The 25,726-nt window shown below is 64.9% G+C and carries 21 protein-coding genes and 2 tRNA genes; 13 read left to right on the forward strand and 10 right to left on the reverse strand.

The window, feature by feature from the left end; translation table 11 throughout:
• Positions 1-884: 884 nt before the first annotated feature.
• The 6 genes from rsmG to rpmH form a co-directional block, all read right to left on the reverse strand.
• The gene (gene rsmG, locus ON44_RS33295; protein ID WP_040697789.1) at positions 885-1,613 is read right to left on the reverse strand and encodes a 16S rRNA (guanine(527)-N(7))-methyltransferase RsmG; all 729 of its coding nucleotides are present in this window, start codon (positions 1,611-1,613) and stop codon (positions 885-887) included.
• Positions 1,614-1,723: 110 nt separating this feature from the next.
• The gene (locus ON44_RS33300; RefSeq protein WP_040697793.1) at positions 1,724-2,242 is read right to left on the reverse strand and encodes a Jag family protein; all 519 of its coding nucleotides are present in this window, start codon (positions 2,240-2,242) and stop codon (positions 1,724-1,726) included.
• Between the two features lie 146 nt (positions 2,243-2,388).
• The gene (yidC, locus tag ON44_RS33305) at positions 2,389-3,486 is read right to left on the reverse strand and encodes a membrane protein insertase YidC (protein ID WP_040697797.1); all 1,098 of its coding nucleotides are present in this window, start codon (positions 3,484-3,486) and stop codon (positions 2,389-2,391) included.
• A 4-nt stretch (positions 3,487-3,490) separates the two neighbouring features.
• The gene (yidD, locus tag ON44_RS33310) at positions 3,491-3,844 is read right to left on the reverse strand and encodes a membrane protein insertion efficiency factor YidD (RefSeq protein ID WP_040697799.1); all 354 of its coding nucleotides are present in this window, start codon (positions 3,842-3,844) and stop codon (positions 3,491-3,493) included.
• Entirely contained in the window at positions 3,841-4,272 is a 432-nt protein-coding gene (gene rnpA / locus ON44_RS48730; protein ID WP_040697802.1) for a ribonuclease P protein component, read from the reverse strand. Before rnpA ends, yidD begins: the two co-directional genes overlap by 4 nt.
• A 21-nt stretch (positions 4,273-4,293) precedes the next feature.
• A complete protein-coding gene (rpmH, locus tag ON44_RS48735) occupies positions 4,294-4,437 on the reverse strand; it encodes a 50S ribosomal protein L34 (RefSeq protein WP_083898281.1) in 144 nt (47 codons plus the stop codon).
• A gap of 618 nt (positions 4,438-5,055) precedes the next feature.
• Here rpmH and dnaA point away from each other — a divergent pair.
• The 10 genes from dnaA (at position 5,056) to ON44_RS33360 (ending at position 17,730) form a co-directional block, all read left to right on the forward strand.
• Positions 5,056-7,035, forward strand: coding sequence for a chromosomal replication initiator protein DnaA (gene dnaA, locus ON44_RS33320; RefSeq protein WP_040697805.1), 1,980 nt, complete (start codon positions 5,056-5,058; stop codon positions 7,033-7,035).
• An 828-nt stretch (positions 7,036-7,863) separates the two neighbouring features.
• Positions 7,864-9,039: a DNA polymerase III subunit beta gene (gene dnaN / locus ON44_RS33325; protein WP_040697806.1), complete on the forward strand. Its 1,176-nt coding sequence runs from the start codon at positions 7,864-7,866 to the stop codon at positions 9,037-9,039.
• A gap of 136 nt (positions 9,040-9,175) precedes the next feature.
• Complete coding sequence (recF, locus tag ON44_RS33330) at positions 9,176-10,363, forward strand: DNA replication/repair protein RecF (protein ID WP_040697807.1); 1,188 nt, start codon at positions 9,176-9,178, stop codon at positions 10,361-10,363.
• Between the two features lie 174 nt (positions 10,364-10,537).
• Entirely contained in the window at positions 10,538-11,098 is a 561-nt protein-coding gene (locus tag ON44_RS33335; protein ID WP_040697809.1) for a DUF721 family protein, read from the forward strand.
• A gap of 442 nt (positions 11,099-11,540) precedes the next feature.
• Positions 11,541-13,580 carry a DNA topoisomerase (ATP-hydrolyzing) subunit B gene (gene gyrB / locus ON44_RS33340; RefSeq protein ID WP_040697811.1) on the forward strand — a complete coding sequence of 680 codons (2,040 nt, stop codon included), beginning with the start codon at positions 11,541-11,543 and terminating at the stop codon, positions 13,578-13,580.
• A 47-nt stretch (positions 13,581-13,627) separates the two neighbouring features.
• Positions 13,628-16,150 carry a DNA gyrase subunit A gene (gyrA, locus tag ON44_RS33345; protein ID WP_040697812.1) on the forward strand — a complete coding sequence of 841 codons (2,523 nt, stop codon included), beginning with the start codon at positions 13,628-13,630 and terminating at the stop codon, positions 16,148-16,150.
• Between the two features lie 198 nt (positions 16,151-16,348).
• Positions 16,349-17,287, forward strand: a complete 939-nt coding sequence (locus tag ON44_RS33350; protein ID WP_245567440.1) for a DUF3566 domain-containing protein — start codon at positions 16,349-16,351, stop codon at positions 17,285-17,287.
• A gap of 135 nt (positions 17,288-17,422) precedes the next feature.
• Positions 17,423-17,496 (forward strand) — tRNA-Ile (locus tag ON44_RS33355).
• Positions 17,497-17,525: 29 nt separating this feature from the next.
• Positions 17,526-17,633: a DLW-39 family protein gene (locus ON44_RS52050; RefSeq protein WP_218007666.1), complete on the forward strand. Its 108-nt coding sequence runs from the start codon at positions 17,526-17,528 to the stop codon at positions 17,631-17,633.
• Positions 17,634-17,657: 24 nt separating this feature from the next.
• Positions 17,658-17,730: transfer RNA gene (locus ON44_RS33360), tRNA-Ala, on the forward strand.
• A gap of 673 nt (positions 17,731-18,403) precedes the next feature.
• Here the strand turns inward: ON44_RS33360 and ON44_RS33365 are convergent.
• The 3 genes from ON44_RS33365 to ON44_RS33375 all read right to left on the reverse strand — a co-directional run bounded on the left by ON44_RS33365 (position 18,404) and on the right by ON44_RS33375 (position 21,788).
• Positions 18,404-19,717 carry a cytochrome P450 family protein gene (locus tag ON44_RS33365; RefSeq protein ID WP_157187381.1) on the reverse strand — a complete coding sequence of 438 codons (1,314 nt, stop codon included), beginning with the start codon at positions 19,715-19,717 and terminating at the stop codon, positions 18,404-18,406.
• A 276-nt stretch (positions 19,718-19,993) separates the two neighbouring features.
• On the reverse strand, positions 19,994-21,037 hold the full coding sequence (locus ON44_RS47210) for a DUF1444 domain-containing protein (RefSeq protein WP_051182713.1): 1,044 nt from the start codon (positions 21,035-21,037) through the stop codon (positions 19,994-19,996).
• 40 nt (positions 21,038-21,077) lie between these two features.
• Positions 21,078-21,788 carry a YoaK family protein gene (locus ON44_RS33375; RefSeq protein ID WP_245567437.1) on the reverse strand — a complete coding sequence of 237 codons (711 nt, stop codon included), beginning with the start codon at positions 21,786-21,788 and terminating at the stop codon, positions 21,078-21,080.
• Between the two features lie 154 nt (positions 21,789-21,942).
• Between ON44_RS33375 and ON44_RS33380 the strand changes: the two genes are divergently transcribed.
• The 3 genes from ON44_RS33380 to ON44_RS33395 all read left to right on the forward strand — a co-directional run bounded on the left by ON44_RS33380 (position 21,943) and on the right by ON44_RS33395 (position 25,454).
• Positions 21,943-22,884 carry an acyl-CoA dehydrogenase family protein gene (locus ON44_RS33380; protein WP_040697815.1) on the forward strand — a complete coding sequence of 314 codons (942 nt, stop codon included), beginning with the start codon at positions 21,943-21,945 and terminating at the stop codon, positions 22,882-22,884.
• A gap of 714 nt (positions 22,885-23,598) precedes the next feature.
• Positions 23,599-24,606, forward strand: a complete 1,008-nt coding sequence (locus ON44_RS33390; RefSeq protein WP_040697818.1) for a daunorubicin resistance protein DrrA family ABC transporter ATP-binding protein — start codon at positions 23,599-23,601, stop codon at positions 24,604-24,606.
• A gap of 29 nt (positions 24,607-24,635) precedes the next feature.
• Positions 24,636-25,454, forward strand: a complete 819-nt coding sequence (locus ON44_RS33395; protein WP_040697862.1) for an ABC transporter permease — start codon at positions 24,636-24,638, stop codon at positions 25,452-25,454.
• 19 nt (positions 25,455-25,473) lie between these two features.
• Here the strand turns inward: ON44_RS33395 and ON44_RS33400 are convergent, their stop codons facing one another.
• Positions 25,474-25,686, reverse strand: coding sequence for a hypothetical protein (locus tag ON44_RS33400; RefSeq protein WP_040697820.1), 213 nt, complete (start codon positions 25,684-25,686; stop codon positions 25,474-25,476).
• Between the last annotated feature and the right edge of the window lie 40 nt (positions 25,687-25,726).

Here is a 25,726-nt window from a genome sequence, read left to right on the forward strand (position 1 = left end):
ACGTTGTTTCCCGTGAAACATTCGCCGGACCGCTCGACATAGACAGCTCCTAACGCGAGAACCTCAGATCACATGCGCCCGACCGAATTCGGCGCCGTGTCATCACTAGCTGTGTCGGATCGAACTTGATGCTCAATCGGGACCGCGGCGCCCGATCGACGAGCGGAGCTCTCGCCGCTGCGACAAACCCACATCCCTCCGTGGCACCAACTCTCACGCCCGACGCTCACTAGCTTGCCAGCACTCAGCGCGATTAGAAAGCTGAATCGCGGCTTCGCGCAAAGGACATGCAAATCTGCACCGAATCACATCGCCGCGAACAAGATTCACGAGCTGGATTCGCTGTTTCACATGAAACATGAAGTCCCGGACCGACACCGAAATCCTGTTTCACATGAAACATCGGTGGCGGCGACGAGTCCGGCGCGCCATTCCAGACCTTCCGGGCGCGCAATAGTCAATGGGGTTCCGGGTGACCCAGCGCAGCCACGGACACGCTTCAACATCGGCGCCACCAAAACAATCGAGACGACGAGTACAGGCAGGGGCGACCTTTGGTCGGCTACACCGCGGTCTCATGTCGCCGACGGTGAACACACCAGTCCGACACCAACGTCCGCACCGTCGCCACAGATCGCTCCAGCCACTCACGGCGCGAAAGGCGCCGCGTAGTTCGATAGGGGTCAACGTGTCCGGGAGCGGGAGTAGACGGCCACGCCGGGCGCTCACGCGTCCAATGAGCCTCACGCAATAGGGATCATCGATCTCCCCATCCGAGGGCACCAGGTTCGAAACGTCACGTGAAGTTTCGTGTTGGAGTCTGTTGCGATGCGGATGGCTCGGCGCACGGTTTCACATGAAACATTGCCGCGAATCGAATACTGCTACTTCGACTTCCGCGCCGACCTACCCGCTCGGCGCGAGGGACGCTCGCCGCGCGGCAGCCGCTCGGCGCTGATCACCAGAGTGGGGGTGGAGACGAGTCCGGCGCCGCATTCCAGAACGGTCGCATTCCCAGCGCCAGCCTTCGCCAAAGCCTCGCTGTCACGCTCGAGTTCCTCGGCCGCGCTGACTCCCTTCAGCGCAAGCATCCGTCCGTGATCGCGCAACAGGGGGAGGGACCACTGCGCCAACTTCGCCAACGGGGCGACCGCGCGAGAGGTCACCACATCCGCGCCGCCCGCTTCCTTCATCACGCCCGACTGCTCGGCCCGACCGCGCACCACGGTCACATCGAGTCCGGCCGCCTCGATGAATTCGCTCAGAAAGATGGTGCGACGCAACAGCGGCTCGACCAAGGTGATCCGGAGATCTGGACGCGCGATCGCCAATGGAATTCCGGGCAGTCCGGCGCCGCTGCCGATATCGACCACGATGGTGCCCTCCGCCATCAACTCACCGACCACCGCACAGTTGAGAATGTGCCGATCCCATAGCCTCGGCACCTCGCGGGGACCGATCAGTCCGCGCTCGACACCGGCGGCAGCGAGGGCGGCGCAGTACCGACGCGCGAGATCCAACCGGTCTCCGAAAACCACCGCGGCCGCGGCCGGGGGCTCCAGCTCATTCGGCAACGCGGTGATGCCACCGAGATCTCGTTCCACGTGAAACATCCTTCCGAACTCGAGTCGATAAGTGCGGCGATGGGGCCGGGGGCAGGGGAGACATAAAGAGGGCCTCCGGTCCGAAGACCGAAGGCCCTAATCCAATCACAGCGCGCGATTCAGGCAGGCACCACAACAACGTGCCGATTGGGCTCCACGCCCTCGCTCTCGCTGCTGGCACCGTCGACGGCGGCGACGGCGTCGTGCACGATCTTCCGCTCGAACGGAGTCATTGGCGCCAGCGGCTCCGGCTTACCGGATTCCACCACCCGCTGCGCGGCGGCGGTGCCGAGTGCACTCAACTCCGAGCGACGCTTGGCGCGCCAGCCGGCTACATCGAGCATGAGGCGACTGCGCACCCCGGTGGCCTGCTGCACGGCCAGACGGGTCAGCTCCTGCAGCGCGTCGAGCACCTCGCCGTTGCGGCCGACCAACTTCGAGAGATCGCGTCCACCGTCGATGCTCACGATGGCGCGGTCGCCCTCGACATCGAGATCGATATCGCCGTCGAAGTCGAGTACATCGAGCAACTGCTCGAGGTAGTCGCCCGCGATTTCGCCCTCTTCGATGAGAGCTTCCTCGGCATCGTTCGTGGCCTCGGTGGATTCGGCCCCCGCATCGGCTTCGCCGTTCACCATCGTCGTCGTCGCCACAGTGGCGTCCCCTCCGTCGGTTTCAACAGTCATTTGATTTCCTTCATCTGCTCATCGCGCGCGACCGGCGACCGGCGCCGATCGGTGAACGCGAACAGGGTTGCTCAGAGATCTCGCAGGCGCGCGATGTGTCAGCGCCGTCGCTTCTGGTTGGGTCGCCCACGGTTGCCCGGTCGCTTCTGCCCGCCCGAGCGCCGCTGTCCCGCCTTGGTCGGAGACTTCGCGGTGCCGTTCGTCGACGGCGCCGCGTCAACCGCATCCACGGCGGCATCGGCATCCGCGTCGACGGACGTCGCATCGGAGGGCGACTGCTTCTTCTTCACATTGACCGGTTTCGCACCAGGCTTCGGCGCGTTCTGTGCGCGCTGCTCCAGCTTCTGCTGCTTCTTGACTTCCTCTTCCTTCGCCATGCGGCCGAAGACGAGGTGCTGCTGTCCGTAGGTCCAGATGTTATTGGACACCCAGTAGAGCAGGATGGCGATCGGCAGGAACGGGCCACCGACCAGCACGCCGAGCGGGAACACCCACAGCGCGAGCTTGTTCATCATGGCCGACTGCGGGTTGGCCGCGGCCTCCGGACTCTGCCGGGCAACCGAGGCGCGCGCGTTGAAATGCGTCGCCAGACCGGCGATCACCATCAGCGGGATGGAGACCAGCGCGATGCTCAGCTTGGTCGGCACGCCGCCGTAATCGGCGAAGGCCTGCAGCTGGCTCGGCGGGCTGGTGATGAAGGCGGAGATGGGGGCACCGAAAATGCGGGCGCTCAGGAAGGACTGGACGTCGGCGGCGCTGAAGACGTAGTTCGGCGTGTGCGCATTGTCGTAAGCCGACATGCCGAGCTGGCCGATGCCGGTGCCGGTGCGGTTGAACGAGCGCAGCACATGGAACAGACCGAGGAAGACCGGAACCTGCGCCAGGATCGGCAGGCAGCCCATCAACGGATTGAAGCCGTGGTCCTTCTGCAGCTTCTGCATCTCGGTCGCCATCTTCTGGCGATCGTTCTTGTACTTCTTCTGCAGCTCCTTGATCTGGGGCTGCAGCTCCTGCATCTGCTTGGTGGTGCGAACCTGTTTGACGAACGGCTTGTAGAGCAGCACGCGCAGTGTGAACACCAGGAACACCACGGCCAGCGCCCAGGTAAGTCCGTTGTCCGCGCCGAACGCGAACCCGAAGACCCGATGCCAGAACCAGAGGATCCAGGACACCGGATAATAAATGAAGTCGAGCACGGCTCTATGCACTCCCGTCGTTCGTATCGCCGATCACCGCGCGCGGTGATCCTTTACAAGCGTGTGGCGCCGACGCCTGTTGGTCGGCGGCTGACTCGTTCCGTTCGCGCGTTTTTCGCTCCGGAACGGGATCCCACCCACCAGGGTGCCAGGGTGCGCATTTCGCCAATCGCACGACCGTCAATCCGAGGCCGATGAACAGGCCGCGGGTGCGTAACGCGGTCACCGCGTACTCGCTACACGTCGGGGTGAAACGGCACACGGGCAGGCGCATGGGGGAGACATACGTCCGGTAGAGCTCGATCAGGAAGATCACCGTGTTCGCGGGTAGCCGAGCAACGGTGGAGCGCGCACTCATCCCGCACCGGCCACGGTAGCCGATGGGCGGGCGATATCGAGCTTGCGCAGCGCGCCACGCAGCTGGCGAAGCAACTCCGTCGCGTCGGCGGTCGCAGCGCCGGGCAATGCGCGGATCACGATGTCGGCATCGGCGGGCAACTCGGCGATCACCTGACCGCACATATGACGCAGGCGGCGGGCGACGCGGTGTCGAATCACCGCGTTGCCCACCGCCTTGCTGACAATCAATCCGAACCGTGGACCGCCCACGCGGACCAACGATCCGGCCTCAGCCGCATCGCTTCGTCGTCCACTCGCGCCCACAGTTCCGTCATACCCGTGCACGAGCGCGTGTACGACCAGATCTCGCCTCCCGGTTCGCTGGCCGCGGCGCACCGTCCGGGAGAAGTCGGCACGATGATGCAACCGATACGGCTCAGGCAACACCCGAGCGTCCGAGAGCGAGGATCAAGCAGTGAGGGATTTGCGGCCCTTGCCGCGACGCGCGGAAACAATCGCGCGACCAGCGCGGGTGCGCATCCGGAGACGGAAGCCGTGGACCCGCGCCCGACGACGGTTGTTCGGCTGGAACGTCCGCTTGCCCTTGGCCACGGTCAACACTCCTCGAGTAGGTGGGCGCCGTGCGGCGCCCAAAGCTTGTCAGTGATACGTCTTTGCGCGATGAATCGCGGGGTGGTCATCATCGATGCGCGTCGGTCCTGGCGCACGAGGTCGATACGACCTGACACGGTCAGCACAGGACCGCCACCGCACCAAGGGGTGACTGTACGAGGGTACTGATCGGCAAAGTGCGGGTCAAACTCGGCCCACCCATCCCGTGACCTGCTCGGGACCGCTCCCGGGAGTCACGCATCCTGGGTATAACCGTGAGTTCGTCCACACCCCTAGCCGTCGGCCGACACACCGACTAACGTACGTAGCCAGAAGATTGCTGCAGAACCGCAGGTCCAGGCCGTATAGCGGCGGAGCGCAACCTCGTTTCACATTTCCCCAGGGTTCTCCACATCTGTGGATAATTGTGTGGAAAGACCCCTGGAGTGGCATATTCGTAGGGCCGACGGTGCCACGCCGCCGCCCGGATGGGGGACCCGGGCAGCGTCCGAACCGGTTACGGACGTACGCGGAATCACAACATCGACTCAGCCACGGCCGATACTCCGCAGGCTCCGACCGTCTGCTCCTATCGCCTACTTCCGGGGAGGAAACTGCATGGACGACGAGCAGAACGTGTTGGCCACGGTGTGGCCGGAGGTGGTCGCCGAACTCACCACGGGCTCGGCCGATGGTGCCATCCCGCCGGTGTCCCGGGCACAGCAGGCCTGGCTCAAATTGGTCAAGCCGCTGACCGTGGCGCAGGGGTTCGCCTTGCTCTCGGTGCCATCGTCGTTGGCCCAGGAGGCCATCGAACGCGATCTGCGCGAACCCATTCTGCGCTCACTCGGCCGTCGTCTCGGTCCGCAGGTCGAGGGCCTCGGCGTCCGGATCGCGGCGCCGGCGACGCAGCCGACCGAACGCCCCGGCAATAATCCGCGTCACGCGCGCATGACCAGTCGGCCCGAGCGTGGTCGCGACAACGGTCGCGGTCCGGCGGGCTATCCCGCCCCCGACTATCCCGGACGCAGCGACTACGCCCCGCCGCGTTATGCACAGCCCAACGACTATCCGGCGGCGCCCGAATACTCGTCCGGACCGGAGTACTCGGCGGCACCCGACTATGAGCCCGCACCCGAATACGCGGGCGCACCCGAGTACCTGCCGGTGCCCGGATACGAAGTGGCCGGGGAGTACCCGACCGACGAATACCCGAGCCGCGGCGACTATCCGGGCCAGAGCAATGGCGAACGGCAGGAGCCGCCCGGGCCCCGCCGCGAATCCGGACTCCCACCGCGACGCGATTCGGTGCCGCCCGGACAGGAATCACTGTTCAATCCGGAGCCGACACCGGAGCCGGCGCGGGCGCAGGGTCGCGCGCCGATGCGGGAGCCGGCATCCGCGCGGGAATCCCGGCCGGGCACCGATCCGGCCATCGCGGCCGCGCACGAATCGGTCCGCGAGCCGATCTCGGACAACTCGCACGACGACGAACCCGTCGTCAATGTCCGCAATTCGTGGCCGACCTACTTCACCAAGTCACAGGAGAATCCGGCGCCGTCGAATTCCTCGGCGAGCCTGAATGCCAAGTACACCTTCGAGACCTTCGTCATCGGCGCATCCAATCGCTTCGCGCACGCCGCGGCGGTCGCGATCGCGGAGGCGCCCGCGCGCGCCTACAACCCGCTGTTCGTCTGGGGCGCCTCCGGTCTCGGCAAGACCCATCTGCTGCACGCGGCCGGACACTATGCCCAGCGGCTGTTTCCCGGCATGCGGGTGAAGTACGTATCGACCGAGGAATTCACCAACGACTTCATCAACAGTCTGCGAGACGACCGCAAGGTGGCGTTCAAACGCCGCTACCGCGAGACCGACATTCTGCTGGTCGACGACATCCAGTTCATCGAGGGCAAGGAAGGCATCCAGGAGGAGTTCTTCCACACCTTCAACACGCTGCACAACGCCAATAAGCAGATTGTGGTGTCCTCCGACCGGCCGCCCAAGCAGCTGGCCACACTGGAGGAGCGGCTGCGGACCCGGTTCGAATGGGGTCTGATCACCGATGTGCAGCCGCCCGAGTTGGAGACGCGCATCGCGATTCTGCGCAAGAAGGCACGGATGGACCGGCTCGACGTGCCGCACGACGTGCTGGAACTGATCGCCAGTCGGGTCGAGCGCAATATCCGCGAGCTCGAGGGTGCGCTGATCCGGGTGACGGCCTTCGCCTCGCTGAACGGCCAACCGCTGGATCTGCCGTTGGCCGAGGTCGTACTGCGCGATCTCATGCCGGATACCGCCACGCTGGAGATCAACGCGGCGACGATCATGGCCGTCACCGCCGAATACTTCAACACCACACTCGAGGAGCTGACCGGGCCGGGTAAGGCCCGGCCGCTGGCCCAGGCCCGGCAGATCGCGATGTATCTATGCCGGGAACTAACGGATCTATCGCTACCCAAGATCGGCCAGGCCTTCGGTCGCGACCACACCACGGTCATGTACGCGGAGAAAAAAGTGCGCAAGGAGATGACCGAGCGGCGCCGCGTGTACGACCAAGTGCAAGAACTAACAGCCCGGATTAAACAGCGTTCGCGCTGACCGGCACTAACACCTCGGCACCGCCCCTGACCTGGGGCGGTGCTTTTTTATGCCCTGTGGACTCCTCGAGGAATTCTTGTGGAGTCCTCGAGGAAACTCCGAGTTGTGCACCGGTTCGTCCACAGGCTGTGCGGATGATCGTGCTTCGGTTGCTAACAGGGGTGGAATCAACAGAGTCCACAGCCTTATCCACACACAGGCCCTGACCAGCAACGGGCTCGGTCAGCGGCTTGGGGAATCCTCGAGGAGTCCATGTGGAGTCCTCGAGGATTCCTCGAGCTGTCCACGATTCGGTGCACATGTGTGAACAACCTCCTGAATCTGGTGGAACAACTCGAGGAGCGCTCGAGGATGAATGGGGGACAAACCCACAACGTCCACAACCCCCATCCGTTCATCCTCGAGTCACCCAGCGGTCATCCCCACCGCACCACGCCCTCGGACCTGCGGATTCGGCCGCAGTCCACAGATTCCACAGTGCCTACTACTACTTCAGTTCTTCTTCTTGAAGAACTCTCTTCAAAACAGGATGTGTGGAAAGTCGAGCAGTGAGCATCGGCACCCGAGCCACTCGCCGAGACAGGCAAGGAGAAGAGCGGGCGACACATCCGCGCGATTCACCCGCACCTGTTCTCCTTGCTCGATATTTCGCTGCGCGGATCGGGTTCGCTACACAGAACAACCGGAGGGTCGGGCTAGGTTCAGCTGGTCCGGACGAGTACGGTTCAATGTCGGTCGCCTATGCCAGACTGCAAGGCGGCAGGTACAGCACCCCCTTTCGAGAATCAACGACAGAGATCACGGAACCGGGAGAGGACAGATCGGGCGATGGAGCTGGCGAGTATGAAATTTCGGGTCGCCCGAGAGGATTTCGCCGAGTCCGTTGCATGGGTGGCACGCAGCCTCCCGTCGCGGCCTCCGGTTCCGGTACTCGGCGGCGTACTACTGGTGGCGGGCGAGGACGGACTGACCGTCTCCGGCTTCGACTACGAGGTCTCCGCGCAGATGCGCGTCGCGGCCGAGGTCGCCGGACCCGGCGAGGTGCTCGTCTCCGGCCGACTGCTCGCCGATATCACCAAGGCGCTGTCCAATAAGCCCGTCGATGTCGCCATCGACGGCACCCGCGTGCTGATCACCTGTGGCAGTGCGAAGTTCTCGCTGCCTACGATGCCGGTCGAGGACTATCCCCAGCTGCCCGAGGTGCCGCAGCAGACCGGTGAGCTGAGCGTCGAGGTCTTCGCCGAGGCGGTCGGCCAGGTCGCGGTCGCCGCAGGACGTGACGACACGCTCCCGATGCTCACCGGTATCCGGGTCGAGATCGAGGGACCGCAGGTCGTGCTCGCGGCCACCGACCGATTCCGGTTGGCGGTCCGGCACATCGAATGGCAGCCCGCACGCACCGATATCGAGACCTCGGTGCTGATTCCGGCCCGGACACTGTCGGAGGCCGCGAAGACGCTGGGTCCCTCCGATGCTCCGGTACAGCTTTCGCTCGGCACCGGTAGTGGCGCGGACGGTCTGCTCGGCATCGTGAATGCGGGCCGTCGGACCACCACCCGACTGCTCGATGCGGAATTCCCCAAGTTCCGCCAATTGCTCCCCAAGGAGCACACCTCGATCGCCACCCTCCCGGTCGCCACACTGACCGACGCCATCAAGCGCGTCGCGCTGGTTGCCGAGCGCGGTGCACAGGTGCGGCTGGAATTCGCCGACGAGGGGCTGCTGCTCTCGGCGGGCGGCGATGACGCGGGCCGCGCCGAGGAGTGGCTGGAGGCCGAATTCCGCGGTGAGCCACTGACAATCGCGTTCAATCCGGGCTACCTCATCGACGGACTCTCCGCGCTGCACACCGATCGGGTCACCTTCGGCTTCACCACGCCGAGTCGTCCCGCGGTGCTGCTGCCCGCGAGCGACGAGGAACCCAAGGTGACGGAATCGGGTGCGTTCGCCGCACTGGAGAGCGCGTACATCTACCTGTTGATGCCGGTTCGGTTGCCGGGCTGAGCATCGGCGGAGATGCGATTTATCCACAGTTCGTCCACAGACAGTGGATGGACCACAAGATGTTGTGGTCTGGGCCCGATTCGGCGCCATCAGCGGCGAAAAACGGCGATAACGACGGCCGGAGCGGAGTAGACAGGTGTTCATCCGGACGCTGTCACTGCGCGACTTCCGCTCCTGGGAGCACGCCGAGCTCGAATTATCCCCAGGCCGAACGGTTTTCCTCGGGGCGAATGGCAACGGCAAAACGAACCTGCTCGAGGCGGTCGGCTACCTCGCCACCTTGGGCTCGCATCGGGTCGCCGCCGACGCACCGCTGATCCGTATCGGCACCGATCGCGCCAGGATCGGCGCGACCGTCGTGAACGCGGGCCGCGAACTGCGCATCGATCTCGAATTGAACCAGGGCGCCGCGAATCGCGCGCAGATCAACCGATCTCCGGTGCGCAGGCCGCGAGAAATCCTCGGCATTCTGCAGACAGTCCTTTTCGCACCGGAGGACCTCGCCCTGGTCCGCGGCGATCCGGGTGAACGGCGGCGCTTCCTCGACGAGTTGTGCACAGCCAGGTTGCCGCGGCTGGCCGCCGTGCGCGCCGACTACGACCGGGTGCTGCGACAGCGCTCGGCCCTGTTGAAATCCGCCGGGCGCCAAGCCCGCTCGAAGGCGGAACTCAGCACCCTGGATGTATGGGACGGGCATTTGGCGACCCACGCCTCGGTGCTGCTCGCACAGCGACTGCGCCTGGTGCACGATCTGTATCCCTATCTCGCACAGGCGTACTCATCGATCGCGCCCGAATCACGCCTCGCCGCAATCGGCTACCGCAGCGCGAGCCTGCCACCGGAGTTCCTGGATCCGGCGCGCGCACCGCAGCCCGATGACGTCGAGGCGCTGGAGGCGAATATGCTGCGCGAACTGGCGGCGGCGCGGCCGAAGGAATTGGAACGCGGGGTCTGCCTGGTCGGACCGCACCGCGACGATCTGGATCTGATGCTCGGCACTGCGCCCGCGAAAGGCTTTGCCAGCCACGGTGAGTCGTGGTCGTTCGCACTGGCGCTGCGGCTCGCGGCCTTCGAACTGCTGCGCGCCACCGGCGCCGAACCGGTACTGCTGCTCGATGACGTATTCGCCGAACTCGATCGCCGCCGACGCACGGCACTCGCCGAGGTTGCGGCCGGTGCCGAACAGGTGCTGATCACCGCGGCGGTCTCCGAGGATGTGCCCGTGGAACTTTCCGCGGTTCCGCTCCGGGTTGAAACGAACGGCGGTGCGGACGGCCGCATCTCCCGAATCGCCGACCGGGAATCCGACGCCGCCACCGGTTGATCGGGCACCGTCGGATCTCTGTCGCGTCGGTAAGATCAGCGCCGATTGCAATGCGACGCGGTCGGCAACCAGCGCGCGAACGGCGGCGGGGAGAGAGGCGGACCTTGTGAGCGAGCGAACCATGTCACAGCGCGCATCGCGCACGACGAAGCCGAGCGCCAGCGAGGCGCAGGCGTGAGCGATCCGACAGCGTCGAATGCTTCCGCATCCGAGCCGGAACCGGAGTTGCGCGGTATCGATCTGGCGCGGCGTGCGCTGGAGGAGGCGCGGGCTGCTGCCAAGGCGAGTGGTAAATCGGTGGGGCAGGGCCGGGCATCGCCGCGCCGGCTGCGCACTGGAGCCCGCCGCCGCACCGGCTGGTCCGGCGCGCGGCCCGATGACCGTGACCCGCAACTGCTTTCGAGCCTGACCGGCGCCATCGCGAAGAATCGGGGCTGGTCGGCCAAGGTCGCCGAGGGCATGGTCTTCGGCCGCTGGGCCGGTGTGGTCGGCGAGGACATCGCCTCCCATGCGACCCCGATGACATTGAAGGACGGCGTGCTGAGCATCGCCGCCGAATCCACGGCGTGGGCCACCCAGCTGCGCATGCTGCAGGGCCAGATCTTGGCGAAGATCAATGCGGCGGTGGGACAGGGCGTGGTCACATCGTTGAAGATCACCGGTCCGGCGGCGCCGAGCTGGCGCAAGGGTGAGCGGCACATCAAAGGCCGAGGTCCACGGGACACCTACGGATAATCTTGTTGTTCGAGGTCGTTCCACGTGAAACCCATCTGACCGGACAACTGATTTCGGGAGAACATGGGTAACTCGTCGGGTACGACCAAGACTTGGCCACCTACTCGTCCGCCGGCCCGCGACGAAACCCTCGATTCACTTAACGGCCGGCAAAAGGCTCGGGGAGGCGGAATGGCGGACTCAAAGGGGTTGAAGGCGGAACCGACCCGTGCTCGACCGATTTCTCGCATCCACGGAGCTGTCAGGGGTGTCGTAGGTGCATTGTGGCTTGGGTCTACCAGTAGGATGGTGGGGTAACTAGCGGCGAACCTTCGGCGCGTTCCGTACAGCCCGCGCGTGGACCCGTATTTCACGACCAGAATCAGACCGGGGCCCCACGCGTGCTGTCCGACCGCTGCGCAAAGGATCAGCAAGTAAGGAGAGCTACCGACCAGTGGCTGCCATGGACTCCAACGCATCGGGCTCGACGAACGCAACATCGGGCAAGCAGGACTACGGTGCCTCCTCCATCACGGTTCTGGAAGGCCTGGAGGCGGTCCGCAAACGCCCGGGCATGTACATCGGCTCCACCGGCGAGCGCGGCCTGCACCACCTGATCTGGGAAGTCGTCGACAACTCCGTCGACGAGGCGATGGCGGGCTACGCCACGAAGGTCGAGGTCACGCTGCTCGCCGACGGTGGCGTCGAGGTCATCGACGACGGCCGTGGCATCCCGACCGGCATGCACGCCCAGGGCATCCCCACCGTCGAGGTGGTCATGACCCAGCTGCACGCGGGTGGCAAGTTCGACTCCGACTCCTACGCGGTGTCCGGTGGTCTGCACGGCGTCGGCATTTCCGTGGTCAACGCGCTGTCGCACCGGCTCGAAGCCGAGATCGACCACGACGGTTACCACTGGAGCCAGACCTACAAGGACGCCAAGCCCGGCAAGCTCGTGCAGGGTGAGCCGACCAAGCGGACCGGCACGACCATCCGCTTCTGGGCGGATCCGGAAATCTTCGAGACCACGACCTACAACTTCGAAACGGTGGCCCGTCGGCTGCAGGAGATGGCGTTCCTGAACAAGGGCCTCACCATCGTCCTCACCGATGAGCGGGTGAGCGATACCGATGTCACCGACGAAGTGGTCAGCGAGACCGCCGAGGCGCCGAAGCACGCCGACGAGGAAGCGCCCGCGCCCGCGCACAAGGTGAAGACCCGCACCTACCACTACCCCGGTGGGCTCGAGGACTTCGTCAAGCACATCAACCGGACCAAGCAGCCCATCCACAACTCGGTGGTGAGCTTCACCGGCAAGGGCACCGGCCACGAGCTCGAGGTCGCCATGCAGTGGAACTCGGGTTACTCCGAGTCGGTGCACACCTTCGCGAATACCATCAACACGCACGAGGGCGGCACCCACGAGGAGGGCTTCCGCGCGGCGCTCACCACGGTGGTCAACAAGTACGCCAAAGACAAGAAACTGCTGAAGGACAAGGACGGCAACCTCACCGGTGACGATATCCGCGAGGGCTTGGCCGCGATCGTCAGCGTGAAGGTCGGCGAGCCGCAGTTCGAGGGCCAGACCAAGACCAAGCTCGGTAACACCGAGGTGAAGTCGTTCGTGCAGCGCACCTGTAACGAGCACCTCTCGCACTGGTTCGAGGCCAATCCGGCCGATGCGAAGACCATTGTGAACAAGGCGGTTTCCTCGGCACAGGCGCGCGTCGCCGCACGTAAGGCGCGCGAGTTGGTGCGTCGCAAGAGCGCCACCGACCTCGGCGGCCTGCCGGGCAAGCTGGCCGACTGCCGGTCCAAGGATCCGAGCAAGTCCGAGATCTACATCGTGGAGGGCGACTCCGCCGGTGGCTCGGCCAAATCCGGCCGCGACTCGATGTACCAGGCGATCCTGCCGCTGCGCGGCAAGATCATCAATGTCGAGAAGGCCCGCATCGACCGCGTCCTGAAGAACAACGAGGTGCAGTCGATCATCACCGCCTTCGGCACCGGCATCCACGACGAATTCGATATCGCCAAGCTGCGGTATCACAAGATCGTGCTGATGGCCGACGCCGATGTCGACGGCCAGCACATCTCGACCCTGCTGCTGACGCTGCTGTTCCGCTTCATGCGGCCGCTGGTCGAGCACGGGCACGTCTACCTCGCGCAGCCGCCGCTGTACAAGCTCAAGTGGCAGCGGTCCGATCCGGAGTTCGCCTACTCCGATCGCGAGCGCGACGGCCTGCTCGAGGCGGGTCTGGCCGCGGGCAAGAAGATCAATAAGGACGACGGTGTCCAGCGCTACAAGGGTCTCGGCGAGATGAACGCCAAGGAACTCTGGGAGACCACCATGGATCCCGCGGTGCGGGTGCTGCGCCAGGTCACCCTGGACGATGCCGCCGCGGCCGACGAGCTGTTCTCCATCCTGATGGGTGAGGACGTCGAGGCACGTCGCAGCTTCATCACCCGCAATGCCAAGGACGTTCGCTTCCTCGACGTGTAACCGACGTGACGCCATCTTCCACGTCCGGTTCCAAAGGAGACTTTTAGATGACTGAAACCACCCTGCCACCCAACGGCGGAGCGGGTGACCGGATCGAGCCGGTCGATATCCAGAACGAAATGCAGAGCAGCTACATCGATTACGCGATGAGCGTGATCGTGGGCCGTGCGCTGCCCGACGTCCGCGACGGCCTCAAGCCGGTGCATCGCCGCGTGCTCTACGCGATGTACGACAACGGCTACCGGCCCGACCGCGGCTATGTGAAGTCCGCCCGTCCGGTCGCCGAGACCATGGGTAACTACCACCCGCACGGTGACGCGTCGATCTACGACACCCTGGTCCGGATGGCCCAGCCGTGGTCGCTGCGCTATCCGCTGGTCGACGGTCAGGGCAACTTCGGCTCTCGCGGCAATGACGGCGCGGCCGCCATGCGGTACACCGAATGCCGCCTGACCCCGCTGGCCATGGAGCTGCTGCGCGAAATCGACCACGAGACGGTCGATTTCACGCCGAACTACGACGGTCGCTCACAAGAGCCGACGGTTCTCCCGAGCCGTGTGCCCAACCTGTTGATGAACGGCAGCAACGGCATCGCGGTCGGTATGGCGACCAATATTCCGCCGCACAACCTCAACGAGTTGGCCGAGGCGATCTACTGGGCGCTGGAGAACTACGACGCCGATGAAGAGGCGACGCTTGCCGCCTGTATGGAGCGGGTCAAGGGTCCGGACTTCCCGACCTACGGCCTCATCGTCGGTGGTCAGGGCATCCAGGATGCCTACACCACCGGTCGCGGTTCGATCCGGATGCGCGGTGTTGTCGAGATCGAAGAGGACAACCGCGGCCGCACCACGATCGTCATCACCGAACTGCCATACCAGGTCAACACCGACAACTTCATCAACTCCATCGCGGAGCAGGTGAAGGACGGCAAGATCGCGGGCATCGCCGATATCCACGACGAGTCCTCGGACCGCGCGGGTATGCGGATCGTGGTCACCATCAAGCGCGACGCCGTTGCCAAGGTGGTGCTGAACAACCTCTACAAGCACACCCAGCTGCAGACCAGCTTCGGCGCCAACATGCTCTCGATCGTCGACGGCGTGCCGCGCACGCTGCGCCTGGATCAGATGATCCGGCTCTACGTCGAGCATCAGTTGGAAGTCATCATCCGGCGGACCAGGTACTTGTTGCGCAAGGCCGAGGAACGCGCCCACATCCTGCGCGGTCTGGTCAAGGCGCTGGACGCGCTGGACGAGGTCATCGCGCTGATCCGGCGTTCGGCCAACACCGACACCGCGCGCACCGGCCTGATGCAGTTGCTGGATATCGACGAGATCCAGGCCACCGCCATCCTCGATATGCAGTTGCGCAGGCTGTCCGCCCTGGAGCGGCAGAAGATCGTCGACGAGTTGGCCAAGATCGAGGCCGAAATCGCCGACCTCAAGGACATTCTCGAAAAGCCGGAGCGCCAGCGCGCGATCGTGCGCGACGAGCTGGCCGAGATCGTCGAGAAGTACGGCGACGAGCGGCGCACCAAGATCGTCGCCAATGACGGCGATATGGCCGATGAGGATCTCATCGCCCGCGAGGACGTGGTCGTCACCGTCACCGAGACCGGTTACGCCAAGCGCACCAAGACCGACCTGTACCGCAGCCAGAAGCGCGGCGGCAAGGGCGTGCAGGGCGCGGGCCTCAAGCAGGACGACATCGTCAAGCACTTCTTCATCAGCTCCACGCACGACTGGCTGCTGTTCTTCACCAATAAGGGCCGGGTGTACCGGGCCAAGGCCTACGAACTGCCCGAGGCCAGCCGGACCGCGCGTGGTCAGCATGTCGCGAATCTGCTGGCCTTCCAGCCGGATGAGAAGATCGCCCAGATCATCCAGATCAAGGGCTACGAGGATGCGCCCTATCTGGTGCTCGCCACCAAGAACGGCCTGGTCAAGAAGTCGAAGCTGTCCGACTTCGACTCCAACCGCAGCGGCGGCATCGTCGCGGTGAACCTGCGCGACGACGACGAATTGGTCGGCGCCGTCCTGTGCTCGGCCGATGACGATCTGCTGCTGGTTTCGGCGCGCGGCCAGTCGATCCGCTTCTCCGCCACCGACGAGGCACTGCGTCCGATGGGCCGCGCCACCTCCGGTGTGCAGGGCATGCGGTTCAATGCCGACGATGAACTGTTGTCGCTCAATGTGGTTCGCGCCGACACCTATCTGCTCGTCGCGACCTCGGGCGGTTATGCCAAGCGGACCGCGATCGAGGAGTACACCCCGCAGGGTCGTGGCGGTAAAGGTGTATTGACTATCCAATACGACACCAAGCGTGGCACCCTGGTCGGTGCGCTCATCGTCGACGACGAGGATGAGTTGTATGCGATCACATCCGGCGGTGGTGTTATCCGGACGGCGGCGAAGCAGGTTCGTAAGGCTGGACGACAGACCAAGGGCGTGCGATTGATGAACCTCGCCGATGGCGATACGTTGCTTGCTATCGCGCGCAATGCCGACGAACCCGATCCGGATTCGCTCGTCGGCGGAGACGGCGACACCGGTTCCTCTGAGCAGTAACCCCACAGCGGCGGCAACGAACGGATCTAAGGATTCCCATTGACCACGAATCAGCCGAACGACGAGCGGCACCAGACGAACGGTGTAACCGAACGGATCGCACCGTCACCGATTCCGCCGCGGCCGATCCCACGGCCCGTCGCATCGGCCGAGAACGGCCAGCCGAGTGGCCCGCAGGGAGGGGCCAAACCGCACGAAATGCACAGCAAGCAAGGCGAAGTCGCGTTCAAAGCGCCGGAGTCGAGCTCAGGTGCGGACGGGCACGAGGCATTCGACCAGCGGGCGGCTCGGCCGGGTAATTCCGGCGAGTCGGCCGCGCCGGAAGCAGGCGACCGCTCGGCATCGAACGGCGGCGGCCAGTCGCCCTTCCAGGAGGGTTGGTCGCAGCTGCCGCAGCGGGAGCCGCAGTCGAACCTGTATCGCCCCGGACAGTCGCCGGTGACCGGTCGCCCGAATTCCACCGGCGGTGGGCTCGGTGGCGGTGGGCTCAGCGGCGGCGGCGGTGGCGGTGGCCTCGGTGGCGGCGGCGGTCTCGGTGGCGGCAATGCCCGCACCACCGCGGATCTCGCGGCCAAGGCGGCGCGCAAGGAAGCGGCGATGGTGAAGTCCGTCGGCATCGATGGACCGACCCGCAGCATCGCCCGCCCGGAATTGATCAAGGACATGCCGGACCTGTCCGACATCCGGCACCCGCTACCCGTCGAAACCCCGGGCCCGCAGTCCGTACCGGTGTCGCCCGCGGTGCCGGTCGCGGTCGCGGCGGCCGTCGCCTCCGGTGAGCCATTGCGGGCCACGGTGCAGATCCGCCGGATCGACCCGTGGTCGACCCTGAAGATCTCGCTGGTGATCAGCGTGGCCATGTTCTTCGTGTGGATGCTCGCGGTCGGTCTGCTCTACATCGTGCTCGAGGGCATGGGTGTGTGGGAGCGGCTCAACAGCACCTTCACCGATATGGTCTCCTCCGACAGCGGCTCGGTCGGGTTGGTCGATGCCGGTTCGGTATTCGGCTACGCGGGTGTCATCGGGCTGATCAATGTGGTGCTTTTCACCGCATTGGCGACCGTCGGCGTCTTCATCTACAACCAGTGCTGTGACCTCGTCGGCGGCATCCAGGTGACCCTGGCCGACCCCGACTAGAAACGGTGTCCACGCGGCCGGTTGCTGTCCTCGCGCAGGGCGGTGACCGGCCGTTTTGGTCATCGGCAGGGGGGTAAGGTAATCTCGTGCCTCGGTTCGGTTAGCAGCTCCGGCGGGTAATCCGAACGAGAACAGGGGCCTATAGCTCAGGCGGTTAGAGCGCTTCGCTGATAACGAAGAGGTCGGAGGTTCAAGTCCTCCTAGGCCCACTCCCGAACATCACAGTAGGGTGGGAATCATGAAAATTCTTCTCACGGTCGGTGTCGTGGTCGCGGTTCTCATCGGAATCACCAAGCTGCGCAAGCGTGACGATGCGGACCTGTGGCACGAAGTCACCACCCGCTGAACTGTCTTCGGACAGTAGGGATTCGGGGCCTTAGCTCAATTGGCAGAGCACTGCCTTTGCAAGGCAGGGGTTAGGGGTTCGATTCCCCTAGGCTCCACAAACTGGGAGGCGAGTGCTCGCGGAGAGCGCTCGCCTTTGTTTGTTCCGCGTATTTTGTGGGGGCGAAGCCCCCACACCCCACCCGGAGGGGCTTCGCCCCCCCGGAACCCCCCGCTTCTGGTTCGCCTGTCCAGGTGGCTTGCCCGGCCCCGGGTTGGCTCGCTTGCCCGGCCCCGGGCTCTCTCACTTGGCTCGCTTGTCCAGTACCCCCAGCCCCTGCGCCTCGCACGCCTAGATGCCGTAACTGGTGGACACCCGGGGTGTGTCACTGACGACCGTAGACGAGATCGTTATGGGTGACTGGAGCGGCTTTCGAGCAGTTCGCGCTGGAAACAGACGGGGCAAATGGGATCAAAAGGAGCTCGTCACCTCGGTTCGGATGGTCGGTGTGGATTCCGGCGCATGCGCGTCCGGGGACGCTGCGGCCGGCGCCGACGGCAGACCGATCGTCAGCGAAATCGCCCCGGCGGCAAATGCACTCAGCATGGCGCGGCTCGAGAAGTCTCTCATTTCGATGAAATCGAGTCTCCGCAATGTTCTCACTGCCCGCAGTGCTCGAGGCGGCATCGTTTATCGAGGGTCGAATTCGGCTCTCCCGCCCGGATACTGCGCCGGCCCCAGCCCGTCGTGGTTGCGTGGGGCGGCCACTCCAGGGGCACGATGGGGGCTGGCTAGACCGTTGAAAACTGCGGCTCGTCGAGGTTGTCGGGTTCCGTCCAGGGAGCGGTTGGGTCCGCCGTGTCGGGAATCTTTGCGGCTTCGGTAGCGATCTCGGCGGTGGTGGAGAGGTCGACGGGGAGGGTGGTCAGGCCTCGGATGAGGAGGCTCTTGCGCCACATCAGGTCGGTGGCCGGTACGTCAAGTGACATTGCTGGGATGCGGGCCAGTAGGCGGGTGAGGGCGATGGTTGCTTCCATGCGGGCCAGGGCGGCGCCGAGGCAGTAGTGGATGCCGTGGCCGAACGCGATGTTCCGGATGTCGCTGCGGTTGGGGTCGAATCGGCTCGGATCGGTGAATCGTTGCGGGTCGCGGTTGGCTGCTGCGATGGAGATGATGATGAATTCGTCCGCGTCGATGTATTGGTTTCCCAAGGTGATCGGGGCGGTGGTGTAGCGGGCCGTGCCGAAGTGGACCGGGCCCTGGTAGCGGAGCGTTTCCTCGATGAAGCCGGGGATCTTGCTCGGGTCGGCGCGCAGGAGGTCGGCCGCTCGGGGGTCGATCAGCAGCTCGAGTAGTGCATTGCCGATCAGGTTGACCGAGGTCTCATGGCCGGCGGTCAGCAGCAGGAACAGCATGGAGATGAGTTCTTGCTGGTCGAGTCGGTCATCGTCGTCTTTCGCGATGATGAGTTCCGATAGCAGATCGTCGAGGGGGTGTTCGCTGCGCTCGGCGATCAGGTCCGTCAGGTAGGTGAAGAAGCTCAGGCCGGCGCTGGTGCGCTTCTCGATGTCGGCCGAGTCGTCGACGAGGACGGCCGTCCAGGCTCGGAATTCGTCCTTGTCCGCGTCCGGCACACCGAGTAATTCGCAGATCACCGAGATCGGTACCGGGAAGGCATAGCTGTCGATCAGGTCGGCGGATTCGCGGGTGGTCACGTCATCCAGCAGAGTGTCGGCGATCTGCTCGATTCGCGGTCCGAGATCCCGGATGGCGCGGCTCGCGAACGCCTTCGCGACGAGGCTGCGCAGGCGGGTGTGCTGCGGCGGGTCGGCGAAAAGCATGTTGTCGTTGATGGCGCCGTTGTACTGGCCGTCGGCGCCGTGTTCGGCCATGACGGCCCGGCCCCGCGGCGATCCGATCTTCTTGCTGATGGTCGGCTCGACGAAGGCTTGTTTGGCCACATCGTGATCGACGATCATCCAGCCGAGCACCCCGTCCAAGCGGACGCGATGGACCGGGCCGCGCTTACGCAGAGCCTCGTAGACCTCGTGCGGATGTTGGTAGAACTCATCGGTCAGCTCGAGGATCTCATCCGCAGGTGTCACGTATTCATACATCCTCTCCGGGTTCGAACGGTTTCGGCCTTCCCGTGGACATAACGAAATCTCTTGCTCATCAACAGCTTTGAGTGACGCGAAATGCGGTGATCGCTGCGTCCATAAGGCCGGGCGTCGCGCCGAGTGGGCGGACGGCCGACGCGTGAAGCTCTGCGCGTAATCGACTAGGCCTGCATCGTGCAAGGTCGTGCGGTTCGAGCGATGTGCCATCTTTGCACAGGTTCGCCATGGGAGTTCGGATATGCGGACCGAGTCCCGGCCTGATTACAGGGCGACCGCGGCCTGCTTCAACTGGGTGAGCATCGTGCCATCGGGCCAGAAGCGGGCCTCGAAGCGAATGGGGGACATGCCGGGAATCGGTGTGAGGCCGGTTATTTCGAGTGCCGCGGTCAGCGGGACGGTGCAGACGGGAACGGCGTTGTTGTCGGCGAACATGATGTAGTCGGCGGCGGGGAGCAGGTAGTCGACCCCTTGGCCCCAGACGGTGTAGGTGTAGGGGTGGGTGTCGGTGCCTGCCGGCTTTATATCGCCGACGATGGCCATCTTCAGGTCGTAGCGGGTGAATTCGAGGTCGCGTTCGAGCGCTTGATTGAGCCAGTGGGCCTGGACGGCGTACTCCCACATGGCAAGCCGGTATCCGGCGCGGACGGCAGCCTGGTGTTGTTCGTGTCGGCCCGCGCGATCGAAGGGGACGACGGTGTCGTCCTCGTCGAGGGTGTAGCCCTGGGGCGAGAGGCGTTGGCGTGCATCCACATACTGTTGCTCGACCTGGCGGTAGATGCGGGCGAGCAGGTGTGGGATATCGGGGACCACGATCAGGGTGTCGATATCGGGCATGAAGACGACGGGGCGGCGACCGGCGTAGCGCTGGCTGAAGCTTGCCAACCAACCCGGGGCGAGCGGCCAGGAGGTGAGGTATGCGCTGCCGTCGCGATCGGTGCGGGTGAGGATGGCATTGCCGCGCGGATCATGGGGCTGCGCAATGACTTCCAGATTTTCGCGGGCCGCCGCGAAGACCTCGTCGGCCGAAACCGGCCAGAGCGCCATGGTCGAGTAGGTGATGACTGTTCGCGTGTCGGGCAGGTCGATCGCGACCAATTCGTCGACGAACGGGAAGGCCGGGCGGCTGACGAATCGGATGTCGATCTCGGCGGCCTCGGGCCAGCGGTGCAGCAGGTTGTCGAGTGCGGCCTGCTTGTAGGTCGTCGGACGCAGAATCGGCCGCAATAGCGGTCGGACTTCGGCCCAGGTGCTCTGTTGTGCAAGTGCCGCAAGGTGATCCGGCGTCGGATCCTCGAAACTCCCCACCGGACAACCGTATCCGCCGCCTCGATGGCGCGCACGTGGGTCAGCTCGTCGTTGGCGGGCCGTGGCGGTCCAGGTGCAGGTAGGTGTAGCAGGTAGTGATCAGACACACTACGGTTGCGGTGATCAGCATGGCCCAGCCCGCGACGATCAGGCTCAGCAATCCGCCGAGCAGCGCTCCCGCGCAGAACGCGGTATAGAGCAGGAAGTAGTTGAGCCAGTCGGCGTAATCGCCACCGCTGATATGGCGTTCGATGCCCTGGCCCATTTTGACGAGGGTGCCGGTGACGTAGCTGAGGGGAATCGAGACCTCGCCGTCCTTGACGAATGAGGTGTTGAGCGCGCCGACGCCGAAGGCGACGAACAGGATCGGGATGAGGTCGATATTGGTGGCGCTCGTCGCCCAGTAGATGATGCCGTCCAGCAGGGACGCGACGGCGAGGCTGAGCGTGGTGAGCAGGGTCGGGCCGTGCGGATGACCGGACCAGTAGTGCGTGCGACACCAGGACGCCACCACGACGCCGGCGAGGAACGAGAGCATGAGCAGGGCCGCGGCGACGGCGATATCGGGTTCGTCGTGGAAGTAGCCGAGAACGGCGCGCTCGGTATTGCCGGTCATGAACGTGACGAAGTAGCCCTCGGTATGCATGAAGGCCGCGGCTCCGATGAGGCCGGCCAGTGCGGCGAGCACCCACGACAGTCTCGCCTCGGCGTTGTACAGCGCCCTTCGACGCGCGAGATCTGGTTTCGTCACTGGTCAGACTCCTCACGAGGGGGATGACGAGTCAGTGATACCTGGTGATCCTGAGATTCTGCTGTCGCATCGCCGCGTTCCGGATAAGGATTGCGGTGTAGTCGCCGGCTTCCTGGGTGCGAGCCGGGCGACGATTCTCGGCTAGCGTGCACGAGTGGACTCCGTGTTCGACTATCTGCTGACCGAGGCGCTCGATCCGACACCGCTCGAGTCGATCACCGATGCGTGGACGCGGCATCGGGCGGCCGCCGAGCGGTTCGGCACCACGATCGACATAGCGATCGCCGGTGGATTCGGTGCGGATCGACTGGGTTTCGCATTCCTGTCCGGATATCAGCAGGCGCTGCGTGCGTTGCTGCCCGAACTCCCGGCCGATGAGCTGGTCGCGGTTTCCGCGACCGAGGCGGGTGGCGCGCATCCGTCCGCGATCGCGACCGAGGTGACCGAGACCGACGGCGGTTGGCGGGTGAACGGTACCAAGACCTTCACCACATTGGGGATACTCGCGCGGCGGATGTTGGTGATCGCCAGCGCGGGTAAGGCGGCCGACGGCCGCAACCGGCTGCGCGCGGTGCTCGTCGATGCGGCACAGCCCGGTGTCGATGTGACGAATCTGCCCGCGGTACCTTTCGCACCCGAAATCCCACACGCCTCGGTGACATTCACCGATGCCGCGGCCGAGCCGCTGGCCGGCGACGGGTACTCGGATTACCTCAAACCGTTCCGCACCATCGAGGACGTCCATGTGCTCGCGGCTACCCTCGGCTGGCTGGTGCGGGTCGGGCGCGAGTCCGGTTGGCCACAGGCGACGCTGCAGCGGTTACTCGCCGCGGTGGCCTTCGTGCGTGGTCTCGATATGGATCGGCCGACCTCGCCAGGTGGGCATATCGCACTGGGTGGCGCGTACGCGTATTTCGAACAGGTACTCATGGAATTGGAGCCGCTGTGGGCACAGGCCGATCCGGTCGTTCGCGAGCTGTGGGAGCGGGATCGTCGGTTGCTGGGGACCGCCGGAAAGGTACGGGCGCAACGGTTGACGGCGGCCTGGCTATCGGTGGCCACGGCGGAGAATCCGGCGGTGCCGACAGATAGCTGAGCGGGGCTGACCTGCCCCGGAAATGGGGAGCGGGCCTCGGCGAAGGGGGGGAGTTAGCCGAGGCCCGCGTAAGGTCGGCCCGGGGGGAGGGGCCGACGTGAATGATCCTACGCGATGTTCCGGAATTGTGTGTGCGTGGGGATCACCACTTTCCAAGATTTTTCGGGACGGCTCACCTGCGGCGGGCGCGGACGCCGCCCAGGTAGCCGGACCGGTCGGTTGTCGGCCTGCTTGCCGATTCGGTGACTGTTGTCAAAAATGTTGTCTCGCAGGGATTTACGGCCTGGCCGTTAGCTCACTGAGTGGTCGATGTGAATGTGAAAACCATGCCGACCGGTTGCTGTGCGTCCGGAATCACTCCTGGGGTTCCTCGACCGGGCGGCAGATTCGGTCGGATTTGTCGCGTGTCGTTCGGGCACGGGCATGTCGGGCCCACCGAACCCGAGTACCGGCCGGGCTCGAATCGGGTAGTGCGCTACGCGCGATCGGACGGGGACCGGGCGGCAGGATCGAAACCGGTCGCATCCCGATCCGGCACCCCCGAGCACCGCCCGGAACGGGATGCGACCGCTTTGTGTTCGATGGCAACTCCACCCAACGATCGCTGGTAAAGCCCCAGGTCGACGAAAAATCACCGGAAATTGTCGGTGCACAGGGCAATACTGACTCGGGTACTGGTCACCTCGCCCGGAGCGAGCGAATCTCAGGAGAAGCATGCCCGACGCAATCGTCGCCGAGGGTCTGGTCAAACGATACGGCCAGTTGGTCGCCCTTGATGGACTCGACCTGGCGGTGCCCGAGGGCACCGTCACCGCATTGCTCGGACCCAACGGTGCGGGCAAGACCACCACGGTCCGGGTGCTCACCACCCTGCTCATTCCGGATGCCGGCCGCGCGACCGTCGCGGGTATCGATGTGCTCCGCAATCCACAGGCCCTGCGCTCGCGTATCGGCGCGTCCGGGCAATATGCCGCTGTCGACGAATACCTCACCGGATTCGAAAATCTGGAGATGGTCGGCCGGCTCTATCACATGGGCGTGCAGCGCAGTAAGGAGCGCGCGCGGGAATTGTTGGAGCGCTTCCGACTGAGCGATGCCGCCGATCGACCGGTCAAGGGCTATTCGGGGGGGATGCGCCGACGGCTCGACCTGGCCGGCGCGCTGGTGGCCAATCCACCGGTGCTCTTCCTCGACGAGCCGACGACCGGACTCGATCCGCGTGCGCGCCTCGACCTCTGGGATGTCATCGAGGAACTGGTCGCCGGTGGCACCACCCTCTTGCTCACCACGCAGTACATGGAGGAGGCCGACCGACTGGCCGATGCCATCGCGGTGATCGACCACGGCAAGGTGATCGCCCGCGGCACCGCGGATGAACTCAAGACCCTGGTCGGTGGCGACCGCATCGAACTCACCGTCGACCACGCCGACAATCTCGCGACCGCCCAGGAGGCGCTGAAGGGCTTGGCGGACGGGGAGATCCATCTCGAACCCGGACTGCGCCGGATCACCGTTCCGGTCAGTGACGGATCGCAGGCGCTCGTCGATGCCATCGGCAGGCTGAGCACCCACAATGTGCAGATCCACGATGTCGGTCTGCGTCGCCCGTCGCTGGACGATGTCTTCCTCACGCTCACCGGTCACGAGGCCGAGGAATTGATCAACGGCAATGGCGACAAGCCCGCGGATCGGCTAGAAGCAACGGAAGGACACAAGCGATGACCGCGGCGACCGTGGACACCAGAACCCGCATGCCGCTCGGCGAACGTCTCACCATCGTCTGCACCGACAGCGTGACCATCGCGAAGCGCAATGTCATCAAGATCAAGCGCGTACCCGACGTGCTGATCTTCTCGACGCTGTCGCCGATCATGTTCGTGCTGCTGTTCGCCTATATCTTCGGCTCGGCGATCGAGGTGCCCGGCATGTCGGGCGGGTACCGGGAGTTCCTGATCGCGGGCATCTTCGCGCAGTCGGTGGTGTTCGGCGCGACGTTCACCGGATTGGGCCTGGCCGAGGATATGCAGAAGGGCATTATCGACCGGTTCCGCTCGCTGCCTATGGCGCCGTCGGCCGTGCTGGTCGGGCGCACCATCAGCGATGTGGTGATCAATGTGGTCAGCCTGGTGGTGATGTCGCTGACCGGTTATGTCGTCGGCTGGCGGATTCGCGGATCACTGCTCGACGCGGTGCTGGCCTATGTGCTGTTGCTACTGTTCGCGTACGCGATCTCCTGGATCATGGCCGTGGTCGGCCTGCTGGTCCGCGCGCCCGAGGTGTTCAACAACGCCAGCTTCATGGTGATCTTCCCGCTGACATTCCTGGCCAATACCTTTGTCCCGCTCGAGAATCTGCCGACGGCGCTGCGGGTATTCGCCGAATGGAATCCGGTCTCGGCGGTCACCCAGGCGACCCGCGATCTGTTCGGCAATACCAGTCCGATGGCGCCGAAATCGGACGCCTGGTCCATGCAGCATCCGGTGGCGACCACGCTGGCGTGGGTGGTGATCATCCTGCTGGTGTTCATCCCGCTCGCGCTGCGGCAGTACAAGCGCACAGTCAGCCGCTGACCGGGATCGGAGCGGGGAGTCAGCGACCGTTGTCCGCGCCGGCGCCCGCCAACGGAGTCGGCGCGGAACCGTTGCGGGAGTAGCCGATTCGCGGCGGCGCGGACGCCGGTTCCGGCGGTTGTGGACGCTTGCTGCGGACCAACCAGGCCACGCCACCGGCCAGCGCGACGACGACCGCGGCAATCAGACGGTTACGAGAACGTGCGGAGGTGAGTAGGCGCCCCAAGGTCATTGGACAACTGTGGCACATACCTGCGCATCGCGCAGTAGTC

The organism is Nocardia vinacea NBRC 16497 (genome assembly GCF_000308835.1).
Classification (GTDB): domain Bacteria; phylum Actinomycetota; class Actinomycetes; order Mycobacteriales; family Mycobacteriaceae; genus Nocardia; species Nocardia vinacea.

Bases quoted from the DNA above. Each gene is read 5' to 3' on its own strand.
- ON44_RS33400 (WP_040697820.1), bottom strand. From the start codon at position 25,686: ATGACCTTGGGGCGCCTACTCACCTCCGCACGTTCTCGTAACCGTCTG.
- yidD (WP_040697799.1), bottom strand. From the start codon at position 3,844: ATGAGTGCGCGCTCCACCGTTGCTCGGCTACCCGCGAACACGGTGATC.
- gyrB (WP_040697811.1), top strand. From the start codon at position 11,541: ATGGACTCCAACGCATCGGGCTCGACGAACGCAACATCGGGCAAGCAG.
- dnaA (WP_040697805.1), top strand. From the start codon at position 5,056: ATGGACGACGAGCAGAACGTGTTGGCCACGGTGTGGCCGGAGGTGGTC.
- ON44_RS52050 (WP_218007666.1), top strand. From the start codon at position 17,526: ATGAAAATTCTTCTCACGGTCGGTGTCGTGGTCGCGGTTCTCATCGGA.
- dnaN (WP_040697806.1), top strand. From the start codon at position 7,864: ATGGAGCTGGCGAGTATGAAATTTCGGGTCGCCCGAGAGGATTTCGCC.
- gyrA (WP_040697812.1), top strand. From the start codon at position 13,628: ATGACTGAAACCACCCTGCCACCCAACGGCGGAGCGGGTGACCGGATC.
- ON44_RS33300 (WP_040697793.1), bottom strand. From the start codon at position 2,242: ATGGTGAACGGCGAAGCCGATGCGGGGGCCGAATCCACCGAGGCCACG.
- rsmG (WP_040697789.1), bottom strand. From the start codon at position 1,613: ATGTTTCACGTGGAACGAGATCTCGGTGGCATCACCGCGTTGCCGAAT.
- ON44_RS33395 (WP_040697862.1), top strand. From the start codon at position 24,636: ATGCCGCTCGGCGAACGTCTCACCATCGTCTGCACCGACAGCGTGACC.
- ON44_RS33390 (WP_040697818.1), top strand. From the start codon at position 23,599: ATGCCCGACGCAATCGTCGCCGAGGGTCTGGTCAAACGATACGGCCAG.
- ON44_RS33350 (WP_245567440.1), top strand. From the start codon at position 16,349: ATGCACAGCAAGCAAGGCGAAGTCGCGTTCAAAGCGCCGGAGTCGAGC.